Below are 20,272 nucleotides of genomic sequence, written 5' to 3'. Positions count from 1 at the left end.
GAAGCGGCTAGAAAGCGGCCTATGATTCCTTAGGCTGCCCATTTCCATTCGAAAAACGATCCGAATATTTTTTCAAAAGCTCTTCTACTTTCGAAATGGATTCGTTAGTAGGATCTATACGGATCGCATCCTTTAAGATAGAATCTGCCCTATCAAAATTTTTAACCGCTATATAGATCTCCGCAAGATTTGTCAAATTTTTGATATGAGAAGGTTCTCTCAAACGAAGACGTTCACTGAAATCCAAGGCCTTTCTGATCTGACCTGCTTTTCTAGCCGCAAAAGAAGCCACATATAAGATCTCACTATCAATCGGATTCATCTTAAAATAATCTTCCGCGTATCTGGCGGCCTTTTGGTAATCTTTTAACTTCAGGAAAAGTTTTATAAAATTTTTCTTCACTTCCGGAACCCTGCTATCCAAAGCTTCAGCTTCTTCTAAATAGCTAAGGGCTTCTTGTGTATCTTTATTTAAGAAGGTTTCCTTTGCGTTCCTGAGTAATTCCTTGATCCTTTGCCTTTTTTCGTCTTGAGGGATCGAATGTTTTCCATTTCCGGTAAAAGACAATCGAATGAGAGAAAGGTCATCACTCAATTTACCGTTATTTAAAATAACATTATAGATCTCCTGGAGATTTCCTCTTCCCTTTTCCACGGAATTTAAAAATAATTTTTCATCATCATTGATGATCCTATCACCATCCGAATCCATACCCACGATAATATCATCTCTACCATCAGAACCCACAAAGATACAATCTCCCGGCTCCAACTGGAAAGTTTTGATAAAAATAGTACCTTCTACGCCTGTTGTTCCCAATTTCCTGAACATGAACTCTTTTTCGATAAAACTTGCGATCCCATCCCGATACAAAACCGTCCAAGGATGTTCTGCATTAATATAATATAATATTCCAAGTTCATCATCCACAAGCCCTATCACAGAAGAGACCAACATGGAACCTTCAAAACTTTCGAATACCTTATGCAATTCAATAAATGCGTTCTTTAACCATCTTTCAGGAGATTGTTTTTTGATCGTGTCCACTACTCTGGTTCTTTCAATGATTGATTCAAAAACAGATCCTAAAACTAACGCACCCCCCGCACCTTGCATGGATTTACCCATCGCGTCTCCGTTTAAAAAGACAGTGTAAGACCTTCCCTGCAAGTCTATATGATTGGAGATATTCAGATCTCCCCCGATCTCATCCTCATGTTTTCTAAAGGTGAATCTTTTCTTTTGTTTCAGAAGAAATTCCACTTTTACATTTTCTTGATTTGCCTTATTCGAACCTAAAGGTTTGATCAAAAGAGAAGTTAAAAAATAATCCGCGTCTTGCTGTTGTTTTAATTCCTGGACTTCATTTAAGGTTTGTTCTAATTCTTTTGTTCGATCCTTTACCTTTTCTTCCAGTTCATTAGCATATTGTTCCAATCTCTTCCTAGCGGCTTGAATGGATCTAGCCATTCTATTAAAAGACCTAGCAATAAATCCGATCTCATCCTCTACCCTTGGAACCAATCTGTATTCTAAATTTCCGGAGTTTACTTCGGTTAATCCGACTACAATTTCCTCCATTGGTTTTACGATCGCATTATGGAAGAAAAATCTAAATCCAAAACTAATGGTAACAATCATTACCAAAAGACAGATCACCATTACTAAAGATGGAGAATGTAAATACTCTCTGAAGGATTTATAAGTGAACCCCACTTCGTAAATTTTTTCGTCTTGAGGATGGACCACCAAATAAGCCAAATAGAACTCGGGAGTTTTTTCATTCGCCTTATTAAACTTGGCTCCTCTATACATCCGCTCTCCCGCTTCTCTTAAAGAAGTTAAGGGAAGAATAAAAGAAGATCTCACTTCTAACTCAGATTTTCCGGATGAAATATCCTTCTCCACTTTTTTGCGGACTTGTTCAAGTATGGATTTTAAACCTATCTCTTCTGAATTTAAGAGTTTAGTCACCGCCGCTGGATCATTTTTAGAAGGAAGATTGGAAAATTTATTTTTTATAATATTCAGTTTTTTATTTAAAAAACGAAAGAAATCCAGAAGTTCCGCATCGGAAATTTTTTCGTCTCCTTTTGATTCGTAAAAATTCTTTATCCCTTCCGAATATGCATAAAACTCCTTGGGGGAATTGGATAAAATAACCTTAGATCTCTCCCATCTTTCCTTTGCGTTCAATGTTCCCAAATTGGTAAGTTTTCGGCTTATATTGAAAAATTTAATCTCTAAACGATCTTCCGAATCGAACCTAGAGTCCTTCTCTCCTTTTTCCAAGATGAACTCTTTGGAATCCGGATCAAAAGATAGAAGATACGCAAATCCCTCCGGCTTTTTCCCCTGAAACGCGGCAAGTTCGGAAGCTTGTACCTTTAATGTATCGAAAGAAGTTTCATAACCGTTTAATATTGCATAACCCACTAACTGGAAAGCCAAAAGAAAAGTAGCCATAGTCACGGCTACTATCTTACTCAAAATAGTAGTCCTTTCCTTAGTCGCATTTGCGTAAATGATCAATACAAGAAACAAACCGGCTACAAGCGCAATATCGGTGGTGTGTTGGAATACTTTCCTAGAAACTGAACCATCCCTACTCATTACATTCAGAATACCTGGAATGATCGTAATCGTAGAATATGCGATAGCGATATAGATAATCCATCTTCTCTCTTTTCCTCTTTCTACGATCGCTCTCCAAGTAGCAGATGCTAAAAAGGAAAAGTTATATACTAAAATTATGATGGAGAAAATTTTATAGAACTTATGGGATTCGAAATCCCAATAATTACTACCTACATTAAAACGATGATCCGATTGTAATGTCACTGCAATAAACGTAGCTTCAACAATCGCGAGCCCCGCATATAAGATAGAATAAACAGTCAAACCGAACTTAACGTTTCTTGGATTTGGAAAATAAAAGAAAAATATAAAACACTGAACAAACCCCATCATTGGAGAAGGAATCGCCAGCCAACGATGGATGATCGTCCATTGATCAAAAGAGATAAATGCAATAATGTAAGCTAAATGAAATAAGGTCATCGCCAAAGTGGAAAGACCTAAATGAAATGCTGCCTTACTTCTATCCTTGATACTTAAAAAGAAGAAGGTAACATAGATGGAAAAAAGACAGGCTAATAGAGAACCGAAAAAGTAAAAATTAAAATAGAACTGATCCATATCGGCAGCATAAAAAGAATCTCAAAACCTGTTTCCGTCAAGAAGATTGTTTCTGGATTAGAACCGGTTATAGTAGAAGCTTTGATTAGAACGATTCCATCCGAAAAAATGGCTAAGCCCCCAATCTCTCCTGCTCTGAATTTCTAGGAGAAAGACCATGTATCCTTTTGTAAGCTTTAGAAAAAGCAAACGCAGAAGAATAACCAACAGTCCTTGCAATCTCTTCTAAGGTAAAATTTTCCTCCACCATTAGAGTTTTTCCCTTATCTATTCTTAATTTTGCCAAATAATCCATAGGAGTACATCCCAAAACATCCCTGAATCGATTTGCGATAGAAGCCCTGGAAACACCGACTGCTCTGGATAATTTTTCCAAGGTCCAAGGATAAGAAAGTTTTCTATGTAATGCCTCTAATGCTCTTAGGATTTTTTCGTCTTTAAATGCGCTTCTCCAACCAGGAGAAGAGGAAGGATGGATCTCCAACCAGTGTCGGATTACGTAGTATAAAAGAATATCGGTTAATCTTTGTAGTATCAAATCGGAACCAATGCCGGAATCCAATTCCTGAGAGATCAATACTTGAGTAGTATTTAAAGGATGATGTGCGAGAACATCAGACGATTTTACTAAAATAAAATCCGGTAGTTCTAAGAAGAATGGATGCTGGGGAGTTTCAGGAACCTCATAACGAACGGAAACAAATGTGGTTAGAGGAAGTTTATCTGACTTCTTTTGTTTTTCGGACATATCCAGGAACTTGGAAATATGTACTACCTTATCATCAGGAGAATATACAAGATCATGATCCAAACTTTTTGCAACGAATAGAATATCTCCTTTTTCCAAATGGATCAGTTTTCCTTTGATCCTCGCGTAACAGGAACCTTGGGAAAGAATATGGAATCCACCGCTCCTTTCACATGGAAAGCGAAATCCCCAAGGTTTATATAGAGAAGTCCTAGCGAGCAGATCGGCCTTCCAGCCTGCATTTGTCAATATTTCCGAAAGAATATCCATATTTTAAGTATATGCTATAATATCCAAAAGTCGATTCCTTTATACTCTTGGATATGTTTTTTAGATCCTGAGACATAGCCTAATTTCAGAACATCTTGTATCATTCAAAGTTACAGGAGAATAAATCAAATGAAAATTTTCGTTTATGGCGGAGCAGGACAGATCTCTAGTTCAGTAATTTCCAAACTTTTGGATTTAGGTCATGAAGTGTATGCAGGGACTAGAAAACCTGAAACAGGCAAAAAACTTCCGGGACTAACATGGGTATTTGCGGATGCCACCCAGCCTACAAAAGGGATCGAAGTTTTGGAAAAAGTGGAGAGCGCCTTCTTCATTTCCCCTCCAGGATATACGGATCAATATTCAGTATTAAATCCTTGGTTTGAAAAAGCTAAAACTTCTTCTTTAAAGAAGGTAGTTCTAATGAGCGCAATGGGTGTGGACTTTGCTCCTCCTGAGGCTCCATTCAGAAAATTAGAGATCAGCTTGGAAAACTCTGGAGTTCCTTATACGATCCTAAGACCGAATTGGTTCATGCAAAATTTCCAAACATATTGGCTTTCCGGAATATTGAAAGATAAGAAGATATCCTTCCCTGCAGGAAATGCAAAGACTAGCTTTATCCATACGGATGATATATCTTCTTCCGTTGTTTCCGCTCTTTTGAACGACCAATTCAATGGAAAAGGGATCACATTAACTGGAAAGGAAGCGCTTACTCATGAAGAAGTTGCTGAAAAAATTTCCAAACATACCGGCCTAAAGGTGAGTTACGCAGATATCAGCCCCGAGACATTCAAGGCAGGTCTTTTGCAAGCCGGTGTGCCGGAAGATTATGCAAGTTTTATGGTATTCATTGCAGGAGCATTGAAAGAAGGTCATTCTTCTCCTATACTAAATACCGTTCGGGAGATTACAGGAAAAGATCCTATCTCTTTTGATGAGTACGCTGAGCAAAACAAAAAGGTCTGGTTGAATTAAAACCGACTCTCTTGTTCGACCTTGATCCGATCTTCGGATCGATTAGGGTCGAGCGATTGTTACAGAACCTGAAATCACCTAATTAGAAAAAGTCGATATGAGAAAATAATACGAAAGTTTTAGTGCATATAGCAATTTAGAGTAAATTCTGAAACAGATTTGAAATGATTTTCCTTTGTTGATCAAACGCTCGATAAAAACCTAAAATAGAGGACTCATTTATTGCTATTTATCATGTATTCAGTAATCCTCTTGACAATTAGTCATTTATGCAAAATCTAACAAGTCCGATATGGACGCCTCCATTCTTTTCTCCCATCATGCAAGCGGAGTTTTCTCCTTATTCCTTTTAACCGTTGTCCTGAGCGGATTCTTGATATTCAAGAAAGGCAAAACATTGCCCACATATTATTTACTTATAATGTATGCGGGATATGGGACTATGTTTTTCGGTTACTTCCTGTCCTATTCCATATTCAATCCTCTAGGAGCTTATCATAGGTATCTTACCGTTTTTGTGATATTCGCTATCGTAGCATTCATAGGTTTCTCTTATCATTTTCCTAGAAATATTTATCCTAAAGAATCCAAAGTTGTTATTCCATTAACCTTGGTAATCGCTTTAGTCGCGTGGATCCATTTCATCATAAACACAGCAGGAAAGGAAAAGATATACCTATTCTCTGCACATCATTACAGTTTCGATTTCGGAAAAGAAGCTAGTTTTGCGATCCTTCTCTGCTTTGTTCTCAGCACGATTATCCTGATCAGAAAAACGATCTATTTCTCTCGTTATTCTGGAATATTCCAAAAATGGAATACTTCCGCAGATTCTCAGGCTTTACCAGTACGTGTTCTTATAAAAGCCCTCGTTTTCCTTCCTCTGAATATTATGAGGATCGTTCTCCCCTCCAGAAAGGAAGGGATTGCACTCCGAGCATTTTTAGTCACCGTACTTATAAATATACTAAACGCGTATAATAACGTATTAAACAAGTCCGGAGTCCTATCCTACGACACTTACGCGATCGTATATTTTATCCTATCGGTAAGCACCATGTTTCTTATACAAAGTGCCTACCTGAACCATTCTCCGGAACCTACAAGCTTTATGGGAAAGATACTTTCCAGTGCCGTGGTTACCGTTGTATTAGCATTGGGAGCGATCAGTTATATTACGTTATTCTCCATCGATAAGTCCATTGAAAAAGAAAATCTAGTGGAGATAAACTCGGTCAAAACGGAGATCAGAAATGGAGATACTAATTTTCCTCCGAATGTAAGATACATACTTTCTCGCCCGGTCGGCCCAGGTATATTCGATCATAAATATGAGATCCTTTTTTCCAAAGACGGTTTAAACCAAACGACCTTGAAAGAAGGAGAAAAATATTACAAAAACCAACAGCTTAAAGAAGCCATCGAAAAGAACAAAAAACTACATAAAGGAAAATCTGAATCCGAATTAGAATCAATCACTCTGAAACAAATGAAGGAAACGGATCTTCCTTTAAGTTCCAGACTTTTCAGGGTTGCCGGTGATTTTTATATCCATTATGATTTCGTGATAGGACAAACAAGATACGAAGTCGGATTCGCGTATGTAGAATTTAGACAGGTGATCCATGATGTTGCCCGCTGGTTGATCCTGATCATTCTTGGAACTACGATCTTCATACTGATCGCATTCCCCATCCTACTTAGAGTCAGCTTAATACATCCTCTCAACAATCTATTATCCGGAGTGGAGAAGGTAAACCATGGGGATCTGAATGTAAACGTCCCGGTCAAGACCATGGACGAGATCGGTTTCTTATCCTTATCATTCAACTCTATGGTAGATTCTATCCGAGGTGCCAGAGAACAATTACAAGAACATGCGGATCATCTGGAAGAAAAGGTAGAAGAACGTACAAAAGAAGTCCAAGAAAAAATGGAAGAAGTTCAAAGACTAAAAATCCAACAGGATGGAGACTATTTCTTAACTTCCCTACTGGCGAAACCTCTATTCTATAACGCAAATAAGTCTTCCAAGGTAAATACCAACTTCCTTATCAGACAAAAGAAATATTTCGAATTTCGTAATAAGCAAGGAGAACTCGGAGGAGATATCTGCTTAACCGGAAATTTAAGATTAGGAACCCCTGATAATTATAAAAAATACACCATGGCAATGAATGGGGATGCCATGGGAAAATCAATGCAAGGAGCGGGAGGTTCCTTGGTCATGGGAGTCGTGATGAACTCTATCATGGCAAGGTCCGCCGCAAACAAAAGGGTCCTTTCAAAAACACCGGAAGAATGGCTGACTGAAACCTATATGGAAATTCATTCGGTATTCAAAAGTTTCGACGGAACCATGGTAATCTCTGCGACTGTAGCATTAATAGACGATGAAACAGGAGAGATGTTTTACTGGAATGCGGAACATCCATTTTCGGTATTGTATAGGGACGGAAAGGCATCGTTTATTGAAGATACATTAGAACTTCGTAAATTAGGTTTAGATTCCGAATTCGAATTTAAGGTAAAAAAATTCCAACTTCATCCGGGAGATTTGATCATACTTGCTTCCGACGGAAGAGACGATCTTTTATTATCCGTACATAATGAAAAAAGGATTATAAATGAAGACGAAAATGTATTCTTAGATGTTGTAGAAAAATCTCATGGAGACATCAAATCCATGGAGAAAAATATCCGAAGTATAGGAGAGGTCATAGACGATCTTTCTATCCTAAGGATCGGTTTTCAGGAAGTGAATGCTCCTTCTATCGAGCAAAGAGAAGAGAATAACGAATTTGCGGATAAAGTAGTTTTACAAAGCCTCTACAAAGAAGGAAAAGAATTATACCGAAATGGAGAAGCTCAAAAAGCGATTTCCATTCTTCTGGATGCATATGCAACGGATAATAATAACCAAAAATTGAACAAACTACTCGGGCTGATCAGCTTCAAAGAGAAAGATTATCCGTTAGCAGTAAAAGTGCTTAGCAAGTATCTAACTCAAGACCCCGACACGGCAGAACTCTGGTATTATCTATCTATTGCGGAAAAACGTATTGGTAACTTAGCACAATCCTTAGAAGCAGCAATGATGGTGAACCAAATGCAACCGATGAATGTGCAAAATTTAGTACATCTCTCAGATCTAAATCGACTTTTAGGAAACAAAGAAGAAGCCATAGGTTTCACAAAATCCGCAGAAGAAATAGATCCCGATAATAAGAATATTCGAAAACTCAAAAAATTATTAGAGATGGAATCTTAAACTTTTCCTCTTTTAGTTCCAAGGTTCTCTGAAAACGCCGAAAGGAATCGAGATAAAGGTCCAAACACTTAGAGTAAATAGGAAAGAGTCGAATCGATCCAGAAAACCTCCATGTCCCGGAAGTATAGAGGAAAAGTCTTTGATCGAAACTTTTCTTTTGATCCAACTTGCAGCTAAATCTCCCGCTAAGGCCAAAAATCCGAAAAGAGGAAGAACCCAAATACATTTCCAAGAAAAATTCCCCCAGAAGGAAAATACGAATCCAGAAAATAGAAATAGGTACACTAACCCTCCCATAAATCCTTCCCAAGTTTTATTCGGACTAACCCTAGGAGAAATTTTAGTTTTTCCGAAACTTTGCCCTACGATCTGACTAAAAGCGTCAAATCCTGCGATCCCCAAATACAACCATAGGCACAATTTAGAAGAAAGAACCGAAAAGGAAAGAGTTGCTCCGATCCCTAATATTAGATAGATTCCTAAAACGGAAACAAATTGAAGTGTTTTCTCAGTGGAAAGATTACGAATAAGTTCAATACCACCTAACAACAAAAGCGCAGAAATATATCCGAACCATAAATATCCGCCGCATACTGCGAATAAGGAAGACAAGGAGACGATTAAAGCATAGGACCAGTATTTACGAAATCTTAAAATCCTTTCTTCTTTAGAGCGCCCTTTGGAAGAACGAAAAAACCAAATCCCTCCTACCAAAAAGCCGAAAATTACGAAACCAAGTAAAGGTAAAGATTCCTTATCTAGGTCCATGTATCCCCAAAGACTTAGGCAGAACCTTTACAGAAAAATTAATGACGTTTTTATAAATCTCGCCATCCACCATAAGGATCTCCGGAGATTCAAAATTTATAACAACTGAATTCACCTGAAATGGAGCCTTCGGTTCATAAAAATATTTTCGAGAAAGAACAGAAAGATTATGTAAGGTCTGTCCCAAAATTCCCGAGTTCAATTCCAGAACTTCCAATTTTCCGTCATCCGGTTTTGCATTTGGAAAAGCTAAAAAATTCGCAACATGTCTAGTATTATTCAGAATACAACCGGTAAGAGGAATTCTATTCTTTGTATCACCGTTATAAGAAACCTCATACATTTTTCTTTTTTGAAAAAATACTCCGATACCAGCCGCCACGGGATAACAATATTTTTTCAACTTTTTGAATCTGGAATTTGCTATTTCAGTAACCGCAGCAGGAAAACCGAACGCAATAGTACTTGCTGAATAACATAAAAAAGTTTCATCCTCAGTAGTAACCTCTATTTGCAGGAGATCTAATATTGTCTCCTTTGTCAGGTTCAAGTTTTCTTCCTTTCGGTTCCATTTTTCCCAGCCAAAATCTCTCGCTAAAGAATTCCCGGTTCCGGCTGGAATCAAACGGATCTTAGGAAATGGAGATTTCAAAGAAGAAAGCACCTCATGTAAAGTTCCATCTCCTCCTACGACGATGATCTCAGAATTGTTTCTTTCCTTTTGAGCCAGATTTTTGGCATGCCCCGGAAATTGGGTCACCAAAAGACGTATCCCCTCATTCTCCAATCTGGATCGAACTAATGAATCAATTCCAGATTTTTCCTTGCGAAGTCTTCCATTTACGATCGCAACCGATTTTCCCATTTAAATTTTCCTCTTTTCTTTTTGTATCCAATATAATCCACGCACGTTAGAGCGGAGTTCTTCCAATACTCTTAAGATCAGAATCTCTTCCGCGTAAGCAAAACAACTCACAAAAAAAGAAACGTATACGATAGGAGAGAAGATACCGAACCAAAATAGGCTCATAAATAATATCCCTATACAATAAGCTGCAACCCTACTCGCATACGTGTGAAAACTCGAGATGGTCTTAAACTTCCACAAGGAATAAAACATCTCTCCAAAATATAGAATTAAGACGATTGTTATCCAAATCCTGTACTCGTAAAAAAAATCAGGTTCGAATATTAATATACCCGCGATCCCGACGAAAAAAAGAAGAAGGTCCGCCCAAGAGTCCAACTTTGCTCCGAATTCGGATTGCAAACGAAAAATCCTAGCAATCAATCCGTCTGCGATATCGCTCAATAACGCCGCGAAAAAAAGCCAAGAAAACAACGATCTATCATTTTTATAGATGAAATAAACAAGAAACGGAAGAGTTAAAAAACGTAAAATCGTAATACAATTTGGAATGTATTTACTATAAGAATTCATGAAAACTCCGAAGAAGATGATAAAGAAGCACCGTTTTGTTTTGTCGCTGCGTAGTGTATGTATTTTTTAGAAAAACAAATTCCGATAAAACATTCAGAAATTGAAATATTCTTTTTTCTTTTTTGAAGTCCAAGGGCGAGACTTAGCCAGGAAAGACTCGGATTTTCATGATGGATCTCATGGTTTCCTATCCCAAATCCTAATGGAAAATAAAACGTATTACTTTCTCTTTCCTTGGAATATCCAGTGTGTTCGCACCAATGACGAAAACATCCCCAGAAATTTGCAAAGAAGAATGTTCCGAAAATAAACCATAGATCAGGTCGAAGCCAATAAAATAGAACTCCGGAAACGATAAAGGATAGAAGTAAGAAGAATAAAGTCTCCTTAGAGAAGACAGGTTTATTATCTTTCTCAGCTACTACATATGAAGGTTTCCAAAACAAAGAAAAAATACTAGAAACAAGCGGTAGGAATTCCAACAAAATGTAAAGAGTTCGGTTCTTTTTAAATAATTCTAATTTCCATCTTGGCCATAATGGATCATCGGGAAGGTTTGTTTTTGCATGATGTTTTAAGTGAGAAAGCCTAAAAGGTTCTCCATAAAAAGGTAGAAAAACGAAAGCGCTTGCAAGATTCAAGATCCATCGATCGAATTTGGAACGAGTAAGATTTCTGTGAGTTCCTTCATGGACTAAAAGTATCATCCAAGAATGTAAAAATAAACCGCTGATAGGAAGGATCCAAATCCCTCCGGATACGAATATTTCGTGAAAATACGATAAACAAACATACAAACAAGAAGCCAAAACACCAGTGAATATCGGGATCCACCAAGGGAACTTTCTAAATCTGTTTTCTATTACTTCTTCATAATTCATAAAATTTTTTAGATCTAGACTGATCTATTTTTCAAAAACGGAAATCTGAAAAAAATATCCGTTATTCTCCCCTAACAATAATACATTCTTTTATAAAAATCCCTAATAGGTTAAAGTGAGAATATTCGATAGTACCTATCATTTTTATACCGGCAGTTTGAGCGGCGTCTCTTACACTACCACCTTTAATAAAAACATATGTGTCTAGATAAGCTACAGAAGAAGAACAAGAACGTCCTTCTTTAATTAATCTTGCCTGCCCTATCACATTCGCATTTTGCTCCGGGCGAGAAGGATAAAATATATTAGATTCTCCCCTCGAAGTATGTTTGGCACTTATTATTAAAGCACTATAAGGAACCCTATATTCCGGGAAACAGGAGCATAATAGGAGAAGGATCGGAAAAAAAATAGTAAACTTCATACATCATTCTCCGTAGACATAGGTGCAATATCTTCCGTAGAAGATAAAAAAGTCTGTCACACTATGATCTATATATGATATTTTCGTAATTAATTCCCGCCAAGCTATGGAACCAGCAGCAGCATCTCCCCATGAGTAAATCCTAAAAATATGATGGACACAACCTTTTCCGAATCGTAAGGGTCGAACAGAATTCTGAGGATTAAAATCTCCATCAAAAGACACACTATTATAGAGAAGTCCTGGGATGGGACGATATGAATCTCCCAAACTCATACAATTCAAACCAAGAAGATGGATCGATAGGATTATGAGTAAAACAGATAGTTGCGTTGTATTTTTACAGAAAGATCCACGAATCATATCTAATCCCCCGTTAAGATCAAACAATGGCGCCTAAAAAAGATAAAAAGAAAGGAAGAAACTTCGATTTCCACAGAACGTATCCGATCAATCTCACCTACACGTTTTGCTTCCGTTATGCTAGCGTCTCCTGCGGAAACCAAGAAGAGAAAATTATAAGCACATACCTTAGCACTTTTTATACCCTCCACATTCCCAATTTTACCTGGGATCTTTTCCTGGCGATATATGAGTCCCTTACAAGCTTCGAACGTAAATACTAGAAGAATAGAAAATAAAATTCGATTCAAGCTGATTTACCTTTCGGAATATTTAGCGATGTTTTCGAAATTGAATAGGAAGCCCATTTGGATCTGAGCAGATTCCAAACTTGTATTCCCAATAATATCCGACTTAAGCCATTTTTTTTGTCCTGAAACTTCTAACTGTAATCCAAACTCCGGAGTTAGAAAAAAATTTACACCGACGCCAGCTCTCACTCCATAACCTGTACCAGTAGAACTTGCCGGTTCGAAGGCGGTGCTTGGATGTATATTCCTAGAACTAGTAGTATATTGCACAATCCCTGCTTCTAAGTTTACGAAAGGATCTATACGAGACCGAGAAAGAGGATGGAAAGAAACTGCCAAAGAATACATTCTATCATTATAGAATTTTTTAGTATTAGGAAACGCCTCCACATAAGTAGGATTCGGCTGGCTTTGGGATAAACGAGGAAGATCTACATACTCCCTACTATTGGTCACATCCATTGAAAAGGAACTAGCTGCAAATCCCAATCCAATCTTATCAGTTATTCCGTATTCAAAAAATAAACGATAAGATACAGGCGTAGAAAACTGAGAATCAGGAAGACCTAATAGAGGAGATACATCCCGACCAACGAGCCTAAGAGGAATTTGTCCGGAGGCAGTTTCTGTTTTTAGATTTTTTTGGATCTCTTTTTCTCTCGAGATCAAACTTCCTCCTGTATGAAAAGAATTTCCAGTAGTTCCGGATAAAAGAAAAATCCCTTTATAAAATCCGTAAGGATGTTCCGACTGTCCTGGATTCGGCTCTGACCAGAGGAACACAGGAATTAAAAATAGAAACAAACATGAAAAAAAACGAAACCCTAGCATTTAAGCCCACCCAATCAATATAGCACTACAATCTATACATTCTCCCTCTGATTGAGCCAGAAAAAAGTTATATCCGATTCAGAATTTTCAATTTTTTTGAAGTTATTTACCTTCGTTAGGCGCTTCTTGAAGGATTTTCAAGGAAAATGTAAGCTACAACCTTGTTTTGGTTTAAAAATAGCCTTTAATTTAAAATTGGTGAACAAAGTATAAAATTCGATAGACAGAGAATTATCATCCTGAGCCCAAAGGTCCGGAGAAAAAAATTGTCTTGTATAATCCTTACAATATTTTTCAGAACCTTTCGATACGAATAAACAAGAACAACCTTCCTTTGCGGCAAAATTGGAATATGTTCTGCCGAGTGAATCAGGGAGAATTCTCCATTTCCAAACAGAGAATATTAACAAGAACAGCATCAAGACAATAACTCCAAGAATATATAATATTTTTATAAAATTATTCATGGTAGTTTTCTTTGTTCCATTTTATTCAAAACGGGAAGCAAACGATCTATAAATTCCCTCATCGGAAATCTTGCTCCTCTATCGTTTCCTAATCGGACTACTACCAATTTTTTCTTGGGATCTACGATCATATATTGTCCCCAATGACCTGAAGCAAAAAAGGATTCAGGAGAAAGTCCAGGATAATAAAGATCTTTTGGATCTGGAGAGAATTGGTTCAGATATACATGTCCACCCATGCTTGGAAGACGAAGCATATCCAAATACCATGGCCTTTTACTCTTATGATCATATATTCGAAACGTCTTTGAGATCCAATCCTTTGGAAAAATACCGGACGGATTTCCTGAAATTTCTTCAGAATACAAAAGTCCGATTTTTGCAAGATCTTTTGCAGATAAATAGGCATAAGAAGAAGCTACCGGAACTCCACTTCCGTCCCTTTCCCAAACATAGGATTCGATCCCGATCCGTTTAAAATAGAACTCAGGGAAATCCTTTTCCACAGAACTCAAAACAGCTGACAATAGATTCGAATCGCCGCTGGAATAGGAAATTTTTTCTCCAGGAACATTATAAAATTTTAATTTACAAATATAATCAGCTATATCTCTATTTCCTTCCCCGTACAATATTTCTAGAATATCCGAATTAAATGGCGCCCATTCATACCTCTCTTTCCAATCAATCCCGGATGCAAAAAAAAGAAGATGTTTTACTTTTAGTTCTTCAGAATTTGATAGAATGGATTTATGGAGATAAAATTGGACGGGTTTTTCTAAATCCAATTTTCCTAACGCAACGGCTTGCCCGACTGCTCCGTTCAATAAAAATTTACTAATGGACCAGGTTGGATGTAATGTTTTCGGCCCGAATTCGGAAGAGTAAGCTTCTAATATCGTTTTTCCATCTTGGATCACCAGAATTGCATTTGTGCGGATCCTAGATTTGTTTGATTGGAATTGAACTTCTGTCGCCCATTTAGATAAGGATAGAATTTCTACGTTCTCGTCGAAATGAATCGTATAGGAAGAGTATGGAAAATTTTCTATATTGGAGCATACACCAAAGAATAAAAGAAAAAGTAACCAGGCTTTTTTTAAGTAAATTCCCATCGAGATCTCGCTATAAATGGGAAAGATCCTGATTATAAAATATTCCAAAATATTCGGATTGAATATGAAATTTTAGATACAAAGTAAAATTTCAAGCGGCAGCGATGCGTAGATCTTTAGTCCGGGACGCGAAGCGTCACGGATGAGCGCGTATGCGCGAAATCGGAGCAGCGCGGTCCGAGCGTTAGCGAGCGAGCCGCCCGAAATTTTTTACACGGCAAGGTAGAAATTACATTAAATATCTCTTGCCCAAATTATCTCTTTTGTCCGTATCTGCTCCGTTAGAAATTAGAAGTTCCGAGATTTCGGCTAACCCATCGTAACTATAAGAAATATGTAATGGAGTCACTCCCTTCGGATCCGCAACGTTCGGATCCGCTCCATGTTCCAACAGGATCTGAACAGGTTTAATCTTGCCATTTTCAACAGCTTTATGAATAGGAAAGATCCCGTTTCCATCCGGAAGGTTCGGATCTAAACCAGCATTCAACAAAGTTTCCAAATAGAAAGGGTCTTGGATCTCCGAAGCACAAAACCCGAGAAGGCCTTTAGTACATTCTTTCAATTCACCTTTATTTGGAATCAGAGCTAAAATTTTCCTGAAGCCTTGTTTGTCTCCATCTTGGATTTTAGAAAATAATTCCCGTCCCCTCTGCAGCGTTTTTCGATCCTGAATCCAGTTTTTAATCCAATCTAGCATGTTATTTCCCAATCTTTATTTAGAAAGTAGACTGGCTGGATCCGAATTTTGATCTCACCTTTATGGAGAATCCAAAAAATCTTGGACTAAAGCGGAGGTCAATTCAGGATACCGATCCTTTCCTTGAGACATGATCGCTTCACCTAAATAATCCCCATGTCCTCCGGGCAAAACCAATAGCCTTGCCTTTGGTATCATCCTGACCATCTCAACGGCATGTTCCAGTTTTGGAACATCTCTATCTCCGAGTAGGATCAAGGTCGGAATTCCAACAGTTCTAATTTCTTTATCGCTAAGATCCTTGAAGTTGCGCATTCTAGCAGCATCTTTCTCATACATTGTATGTAATTTTTTAGGGTCCGGATTTACTTTAAGAAAAGCATCCTTAAGTGCCTGAGGCATATTTTCAAAAGTTGCATTCTTCATAAAATTCCAAAACATAGGATAAGCCCCTTCTCTCTTTGTAATCGAAGAGGCAAATACAAGTTTACGCACCAGTTTCGGATATCTGATCGCTATATTCAGTGCAACACTCGCTCCATTACTAAAACCGAAAATATCCGCTTGGTCCACTTTTAGAAATTTCAGAAGAGCGACTACATCTTCTGCAGAAGTTTCAAAACTAACAGGCACATTTCGATCTGTCGTTCTTCCATGGCCTTGTTCATCCAAAGCAATCACTTTACGATTTTGAGCGAGAAGAGGGAGAATTCTGCTATAAGTCACTTCAATCGTTGAACCTCCACCGTTTAACAGGACAAGCGGAACTCCATCTTTTTTGCCGTGGATCTCATAATACATCTGTATATCTCTGATAGGTGCGAGACCTTTTTCGATTGGCTCGGATGAAATTTCAAGAGGTGTTTCACGAAGCTGAAGAGGTCTACCTCCGGAACATGCAGCAACTATAAATAGTATAAAAATATAATATATAAAATCAGTGATTTTCATCTAAGTTCTCCTTATTTGACTTTTTCGAGATAGTCTGTTAATCTTATTAAATGCGCCAAGGTTCCTTCTTTCCGGGAAGCAACACCTTCTCTTCCGATGGTTTGGTCTAAAAATGCGACTTGTTCTGTGAACGTTAGTTTTGTGGAGGAAGAATCCAGTATTTCGATTTCTACGGAAGCGATGGATACCGAGTGGATCTTTCCACTTAAGATCATATCATATACAAATACGATCCTTCGGTTTTCGATTAGATCGGAAAATCTTGCTTTGTATAAAGTTTCTTTTCCATTTGGGAAACGACCATGCAGAATTTCTTCCCCACCTATTCTGAAATCTAGTTTTCTCTGTACAACGGACCAATCGCCAGGACCGATAAACCAATTTGCTTTTGCTTCTACATTACTCCATGCGGAATATACCGACTCCGGATCGGATTTATATACTCTTTCTATGCTAAAAATTTCATGAGCGACCTTTAGGTTTTCCATAATCATTTCTTTCCTTTTTCCAAAAATTCTCCCAATCGATCTAAGTTCCTTTCCCAGAATTTTCTGCGCTGTTGGACCCAGTTTTCGATCAATTCCAATGAATTCGTCTCAACCCGACAAGAACGCACTCGCCCTATCTTCTGGGTTTTGATCAAACCGCTCTCTTCTAGAATTTGCACATGCTGGACGACCGCAGCCATACTCATGGCCAATGGACTGGCAAGTTCGCTCACAGAAGCCGGTTTCTTGCTAAGCCTTTCTACGATATCCCTACGAGTCGGATCCGACAAAGCATAGAAGATCCTGTCCAGGGATGAATTGTTAAGCATTTACTTAAGTATCAGAGTAAGTGAAAAATAGTCAAGCATTTGCTTAAGTATTTTTAGGGCACCCGAGTCTTCCCTTGCGGAGAATTGAGGTTATTGGAGAAAAACTACTTTCCGGCACCGTATAAAGAATCAGCTAACCCTTTATAACACACCGAACCTAAATGAACGGAATCAGCCCATGAATCACAGCTTTTCCCAAATGATCTGGCGTCGAAAACGATCAAGTCTCCGGAATCTTTCATTCTTTTCTTAAAATTAGAAATGAATTTCTCTTCGACTCCCTGAGGTTTATAAACGTATTTTTCATGTATTGGATGAATTGCAGGGATCCAAAGGACATATTTGATACCTAACTCTTCCATTTTTCGGATTCGTTTGAGTAAGATATTATAAAAACCATCCCATACTCGGAAGTTTTTATAATAGCCGAAATGATCCTGAGTTTCTCCGGTTTTGGTATATTCTTCTTCGAAAAATTCTTCGGCTTTCTTTCCTTTTAAGTCCGGTTCTTCTCTCGAAAATAATGCGAATTCCAAAACTCCTTGGATTGCATTAGGATCGATCCCAAAACCATTTTGGCGTTTAGAATATGTGGCCAAATTATAAAAGCTCACTCCATACTGTAGCGAGTTAAAAAACTTTCCGGTACGGAATTTAGAACGTAAGGTTATAGGCAAATCGTCCTGAGAGAAAGTATCTAAAAATGATTTTTCATATATGTTTGAATCCCATCTGAAAATCTGAAGGGATTCATTTGCAAGAAAGGGTGAAATCTCCACCGCAATAAAATCAGGACGACGTTTAGCCTCAAGAATTTCGTCGAGGATCGCCATCTCCGCAAAAAAATCAATAGCGGTTAGTGCAAACCCGTTCTGGATTCCTAATATAACTCCGGCTTCAGGCTCCCAGTTATTTTCCTTATCCGATAAGGTAGAAAAGTAGAAAGATTGTGAAGAGCCTAAAAAAACTGCAGTTTTCTTATCTTTTTCTTCCAATTCGCCGAGTTTTAATCGGATCAAATCTAAGGAATTCTCCTGCATAGTTTTTTGTTTTCTAACAAATTGTATGACCGGATCAGATGTGATCAATCGATCGAGCAAAAGAAGAGTTACGAAAAAGGCAGGAATGGAAAGAATAAAGAAAATTTTACGCATTCTATCTATCCTTAAAATTGAAAATATATAAAAGTCATAACATTAGTGACTGTAGACGGGAATAAGGCAAATAACGCGATACCGAAAGCAGGCAATAGCCAAAACTTTCGTGTTACAAAATCCAATTTACGATAATTACGTTCGAATATATGAAGCACTATCGCAGCGAATATCAACCAACCTGCAAGACTATTATTAGATAAATTAGAACCTACGTTTCGAGTAAATCCTTCGAAAAACACGATCGCGTCCCTTAAATTGGAACTACGAAAGAATATCCAGGTAATACAAACGAAATGAAATATGATAAAACTTCGAATTCCGAGCTGCCAAAATTTGGAATATTTCTGAAACGTCCCGACAAAAGGTCTTTCTATCGCCAAAAATAAGCCGTGCATGCCTCCCCATATTAAGAAATTATAATTTGCCCCATGCCAAAGCCCGCCCAATAGCATCGTTAAAAGTAAATTTACATATGTATGAATTTTACCTGATTTATTTCCACCTAAGGGAATGTACAAATAATCCCTTAACCAACGAGAAAGAGTAATATGCCATCTTTGCCAAAACTCCTGTAAGGTAGTTGCGAAATAGGGAGTATCAAAATTCCTCGGAATATTAAACCCAAGAAGAATTGCCAATCCACGGGCGATATCGGAATAGCCGGAAAAATCGGAATAAATCTGAACGGCAAAACCGTAGGTGCTTAATAAGATCGCAGCCTGGTTGTATTTTTCGGGAGATTGAAAAACGGGATCTATTAATGTTCCTAATTGATCTCCGATAACAACCTTCTTCAATAAACCGAAAAAGATAAGAACACTTCCTGTTCGTAGTAAATCCGCATGAGGTAATTTGTTACGATCGATTTGCCTCTTAAGTTCAGCCCATCGAATAATAGGGCCGGCGATTAACTGAGGAAAGAAAAGTATGAAAAAGAAAAAATCTTCAGGGCTTACTTTCTCCTTCAGCTCGCCTCTGTAACAATCTATATGAAAAGCGATGATCTGAAAAGTATAGAAACTAATCGCTAGAGGAAGTACGAAATCTTTCAAAGGATATGCGACCTGGATCGAAAATCCCAAATCATGTAAAATGGTTTCGAAAAAGATTAGGTATTTAAAAATCGCGAGATTGAACAGGTTTACGACGACAAGAAAGGAAACTTTTGCCTTGGTATACGAACCATGCGCAAAATAATAAAACAAATAATTAAAAGCTAATATTCCTAAAAAATGAAATAGAAATCCGATGCTCCAGAAACCGTAAAAGAATACGGAGGCTGAAATTAACCAGACCTTTCTATATACGTTAGGTACCGTCCAGTAAACCGTAAAAACAACTAGCAGGAATAGGAAAAAATCCAATGAATTGAAGAGCAAGAAATTTCCGCCTAAAAAGAAATCAAGGCCGGCGATTGGTTATAGTAACTTAAAGCCGTATTCAACCTTTTCCAAAATACATATCATTATGCAATAAAAAAGCCGAAGGTTTTTGCCCTCGGCTTTTCCATAACTTCAACATTGATATAACTGCGAATCGATTCGATCTGTTTGCTGATCATCTTGTATGGATGTTCATGCTGGGCATCTTTTGGATGC

19 protein-coding genes and 1 pseudogene are annotated in these 20,272 nt (G+C 37.8%); 2 read left to right on the top strand and 18 right to left on the bottom strand.

Features of this window, described 5'->3' with window-relative positions:
* Positions 1 to 19: 19 nt before the first annotated feature.
* Together CH377_RS18245 and CH377_RS18240 are read right to left on the bottom strand one after the other, a co-directional pair.
* Positions 20 to 3,199 (bottom strand): SpoIIE family protein phosphatase, encoded by a 3,180-nt coding sequence (locus CH377_RS18245; RefSeq protein WP_100725174.1) that lies wholly within the window; start codon positions 3,197 to 3,199, stop codon positions 20 to 22.
* 112 nt (positions 3,200 to 3,311) lie between these two features.
* Positions 3,312 to 4,217 carry an AraC family transcriptional regulator gene (locus CH377_RS18240; protein ID WP_100725173.1) on the bottom strand — a complete coding sequence of 302 codons (906 nt, stop codon included), beginning with the start codon at positions 4,215 to 4,217 and terminating at the stop codon, positions 3,312 to 3,314.
* Between the two features lie 129 nt (positions 4,218 to 4,346).
* Between CH377_RS18240 and CH377_RS18235 the strand changes: the two genes are divergently transcribed.
* Both CH377_RS18235 and CH377_RS18230 read left to right on the top strand, forming a co-directional pair.
* Entirely contained in the window at positions 4,347 to 5,198 is an 852-nt protein-coding gene (locus CH377_RS18235; RefSeq protein WP_100725172.1) for an NmrA family NAD(P)-binding protein, read from the top strand.
* A gap of 292 nt (positions 5,199 to 5,490) precedes the next feature.
* Positions 5,491 to 8,349 (top strand): annotated as a pseudogene (locus CH377_RS18230) (SpoIIE family protein phosphatase); the annotation flags it as partial.
* 132 nt (positions 8,350 to 8,481) lie between these two features.
* Here the strand turns inward: CH377_RS18230 and CH377_RS18225 are convergent.
* From CH377_RS18225 to CH377_RS18150, 16 genes are all read right to left on the bottom strand, one after another.
* A complete protein-coding gene (locus tag CH377_RS18225; protein ID WP_100725170.1) occupies positions 8,482 to 9,237 on the bottom strand; it encodes a phosphatidate cytidylyltransferase in 756 nt (251 codons plus the stop codon).
* Entirely contained in the window at positions 9,224 to 10,102 is an 879-nt protein-coding gene (locus tag CH377_RS18220; protein WP_100725169.1) for a diacylglycerol/lipid kinase family protein, read from the bottom strand. The genes CH377_RS18225 and CH377_RS18220 overlap by 14 nt, the downstream gene beginning before the upstream one ends.
* Complete coding sequence (locus CH377_RS18215) at positions 10,103 to 10,678, bottom strand: CDP-alcohol phosphatidyltransferase family protein (protein WP_100725168.1); 576 nt, start codon at positions 10,676 to 10,678, stop codon at positions 10,103 to 10,105.
* Positions 10,675 to 11,559, bottom strand: coding sequence for a fatty acid desaturase family protein (locus CH377_RS18210; protein WP_100725167.1), 885 nt, complete (start codon positions 11,557 to 11,559; stop codon positions 10,675 to 10,677). The genes CH377_RS18215 and CH377_RS18210 overlap by 4 nt, the downstream gene beginning before the upstream one ends.
* Before the next feature lie 61 nt (positions 11,560 to 11,620).
* Positions 11,621 to 11,983 carry a TRL domain-containing protein gene (locus CH377_RS18205; RefSeq protein WP_100725166.1) on the bottom strand — a complete coding sequence of 121 codons (363 nt, stop codon included), beginning with the start codon at positions 11,981 to 11,983 and terminating at the stop codon, positions 11,621 to 11,623.
* A 3-nt stretch (positions 11,984 to 11,986) separates the two neighbouring features.
* The gene (locus CH377_RS18200; protein ID WP_100725165.1) at positions 11,987 to 12,346 is read right to left on the bottom strand and encodes a TRL-like family protein; all 360 of its coding nucleotides are present in this window, start codon (positions 12,344 to 12,346) and stop codon (positions 11,987 to 11,989) included.
* Positions 12,347 to 12,348: 2 nt separating this feature from the next.
* Complete coding sequence (locus CH377_RS18195) at positions 12,349 to 12,636, bottom strand: TRL-like family protein (RefSeq protein WP_243402129.1); 288 nt, start codon at positions 12,634 to 12,636, stop codon at positions 12,349 to 12,351.
* A gap of 6 nt (positions 12,637 to 12,642) precedes the next feature.
* A complete protein-coding gene (locus tag CH377_RS18190; RefSeq protein ID WP_100725164.1) occupies positions 12,643 to 13,467 on the bottom strand; it encodes a hypothetical protein in 825 nt (274 codons plus the stop codon).
* A gap of 137 nt (positions 13,468 to 13,604) precedes the next feature.
* A complete protein-coding gene (locus tag CH377_RS18185) occupies positions 13,605 to 13,934 on the bottom strand; it encodes a hypothetical protein (protein WP_100725163.1) in 330 nt (109 codons plus the stop codon).
* A complete protein-coding gene (locus CH377_RS18180) occupies positions 13,931 to 15,049 on the bottom strand; it encodes a serine hydrolase domain-containing protein (RefSeq protein WP_125172184.1) in 1,119 nt (372 codons plus the stop codon). The genes CH377_RS18185 and CH377_RS18180 overlap by 4 nt, the downstream gene beginning before the upstream one ends.
* Before the next feature lie 229 nt (positions 15,050 to 15,278).
* Positions 15,279 to 15,749, bottom strand: a complete 471-nt coding sequence (locus tag CH377_RS18175; RefSeq protein WP_100725161.1) for an ankyrin repeat domain-containing protein — start codon at positions 15,747 to 15,749, stop codon at positions 15,279 to 15,281.
* A gap of 60 nt (positions 15,750 to 15,809) precedes the next feature.
* On the bottom strand, positions 15,810 to 16,700 hold the full coding sequence (locus CH377_RS18170; protein WP_100725160.1) for an alpha/beta fold hydrolase: 891 nt from the start codon (positions 16,698 to 16,700) through the stop codon (positions 15,810 to 15,812).
* 11 nt (positions 16,701 to 16,711) lie between these two features.
* Positions 16,712 to 17,188, bottom strand: a complete 477-nt coding sequence (locus CH377_RS18165; RefSeq protein ID WP_100725159.1) for an SRPBCC domain-containing protein — start codon at positions 17,186 to 17,188, stop codon at positions 16,712 to 16,714.
* 2 nt (positions 17,189 to 17,190) lie between these two features.
* Positions 17,191 to 17,517, bottom strand: coding sequence for an ArsR/SmtB family transcription factor (locus CH377_RS18160; protein WP_100725158.1), 327 nt, complete (start codon positions 17,515 to 17,517; stop codon positions 17,191 to 17,193).
* A 104-nt stretch (positions 17,518 to 17,621) separates the two neighbouring features.
* Positions 17,622 to 18,671: a DUF1574 family protein gene (locus CH377_RS18155; protein WP_100725157.1), complete on the bottom strand. Its 1,050-nt coding sequence runs from the start codon at positions 18,669 to 18,671 to the stop codon at positions 17,622 to 17,624.
* An 11-nt stretch (positions 18,672 to 18,682) separates the two neighbouring features.
* Complete coding sequence (locus CH377_RS18150; RefSeq protein ID WP_165780521.1) at positions 18,683 to 20,053, bottom strand: MBOAT family O-acyltransferase; 1,371 nt, start codon at positions 20,051 to 20,053, stop codon at positions 18,683 to 18,685.
* Between the last annotated feature and the right edge of the window lie 219 nt (positions 20,054 to 20,272).

Origin of the sequence: Leptospira haakeii (genome assembly GCF_002812045.1) — a bacterium.
Lineage (GTDB): Bacteria > Spirochaetota > Leptospiria > Leptospirales > Leptospiraceae > Leptospira_B > Leptospira_B haakeii.
This window is presented reverse-complemented; position numbering and strand designations above follow the sequence as displayed.

What these genes read in the sequence shown, in the direction of transcription:
- CH377_RS18180 (WP_125172184.1), bottom strand. Translation starts at nt 15,049, where the DNA reads ATGGGAATTTACTTAAAAAAAGCCTGGTTACTTTTTCTTTTATTCTTT.
- CH377_RS18190 (WP_100725164.1), bottom strand. Translation starts at nt 13,467, where the DNA reads ATGCTAGGGTTTCGTTTTTTTTCATGTTTGTTTCTATTTTTAATTCCT.
- CH377_RS18155 (WP_100725157.1), bottom strand. Translation starts at nt 18,671, where the DNA reads ATGCGTAAAATTTTCTTTATTCTTTCCATTCCTGCCTTTTTCGTAACT.
- CH377_RS18240 (WP_100725173.1), bottom strand. Translation starts at nt 4,217, where the DNA reads ATGGATATTCTTTCGGAAATATTGACAAATGCAGGCTGGAAGGCCGAT.
- CH377_RS18205 (WP_100725166.1), bottom strand. Translation starts at nt 11,983, where the DNA reads ATGAAGTTTACTATTTTTTTTCCGATCCTTCTCCTATTATGCTCCTGT.
- CH377_RS18225 (WP_100725170.1), bottom strand. Translation starts at nt 9,237, where the DNA reads ATGGACCTAGATAAGGAATCTTTACCTTTACTTGGTTTCGTAATTTTC.
- CH377_RS18210 (WP_100725167.1), bottom strand. Translation starts at nt 11,559, where the DNA reads ATGAATTATGAAGAAGTAATAGAAAACAGATTTAGAAAGTTCCCTTGG.
- CH377_RS18165 (WP_100725159.1), bottom strand. Translation starts at nt 17,188, where the DNA reads ATGGAAAACCTAAAGGTCGCTCATGAAATTTTTAGCATAGAAAGAGTA.
- CH377_RS18220 (WP_100725169.1), bottom strand. Translation starts at nt 10,102, where the DNA reads ATGGGAAAATCGGTTGCGATCGTAAATGGAAGACTTCGCAAGGAAAAA.
- CH377_RS18235 (WP_100725172.1), top strand. Translation starts at nt 4,347, where the DNA reads ATGAAAATTTTCGTTTATGGCGGAGCAGGACAGATCTCTAGTTCAGTA.
- CH377_RS18160 (WP_100725158.1), bottom strand. Translation starts at nt 17,517, where the DNA reads ATGCTTAACAATTCATCCCTGGACAGGATCTTCTATGCTTTGTCGGAT.
- CH377_RS18170 (WP_100725160.1), bottom strand. Translation starts at nt 16,700, where the DNA reads ATGAAAATCACTGATTTTATATATTATATTTTTATACTATTTATAGTT.
- CH377_RS18245 (WP_100725174.1), bottom strand. Translation starts at nt 3,199, where the DNA reads ATGGATCAGTTCTATTTTAATTTTTACTTTTTCGGTTCTCTATTAGCC.
- CH377_RS18175 (WP_100725161.1), bottom strand. Translation starts at nt 15,749, where the DNA reads ATGCTAGATTGGATTAAAAACTGGATTCAGGATCGAAAAACGCTGCAG.
- CH377_RS18185 (WP_100725163.1), bottom strand. Translation starts at nt 13,934, where the DNA reads ATGAATAATTTTATAAAAATATTATATATTCTTGGAGTTATTGTCTTG.
- CH377_RS18215 (WP_100725168.1), bottom strand. Translation starts at nt 10,678, where the DNA reads ATGAATTCTTATAGTAAATACATTCCAAATTGTATTACGATTTTACGT.
- CH377_RS18200 (WP_100725165.1), bottom strand. Translation starts at nt 12,346, where the DNA reads ATGATTCGTGGATCTTTCTGTAAAAATACAACGCAACTATCTGTTTTA.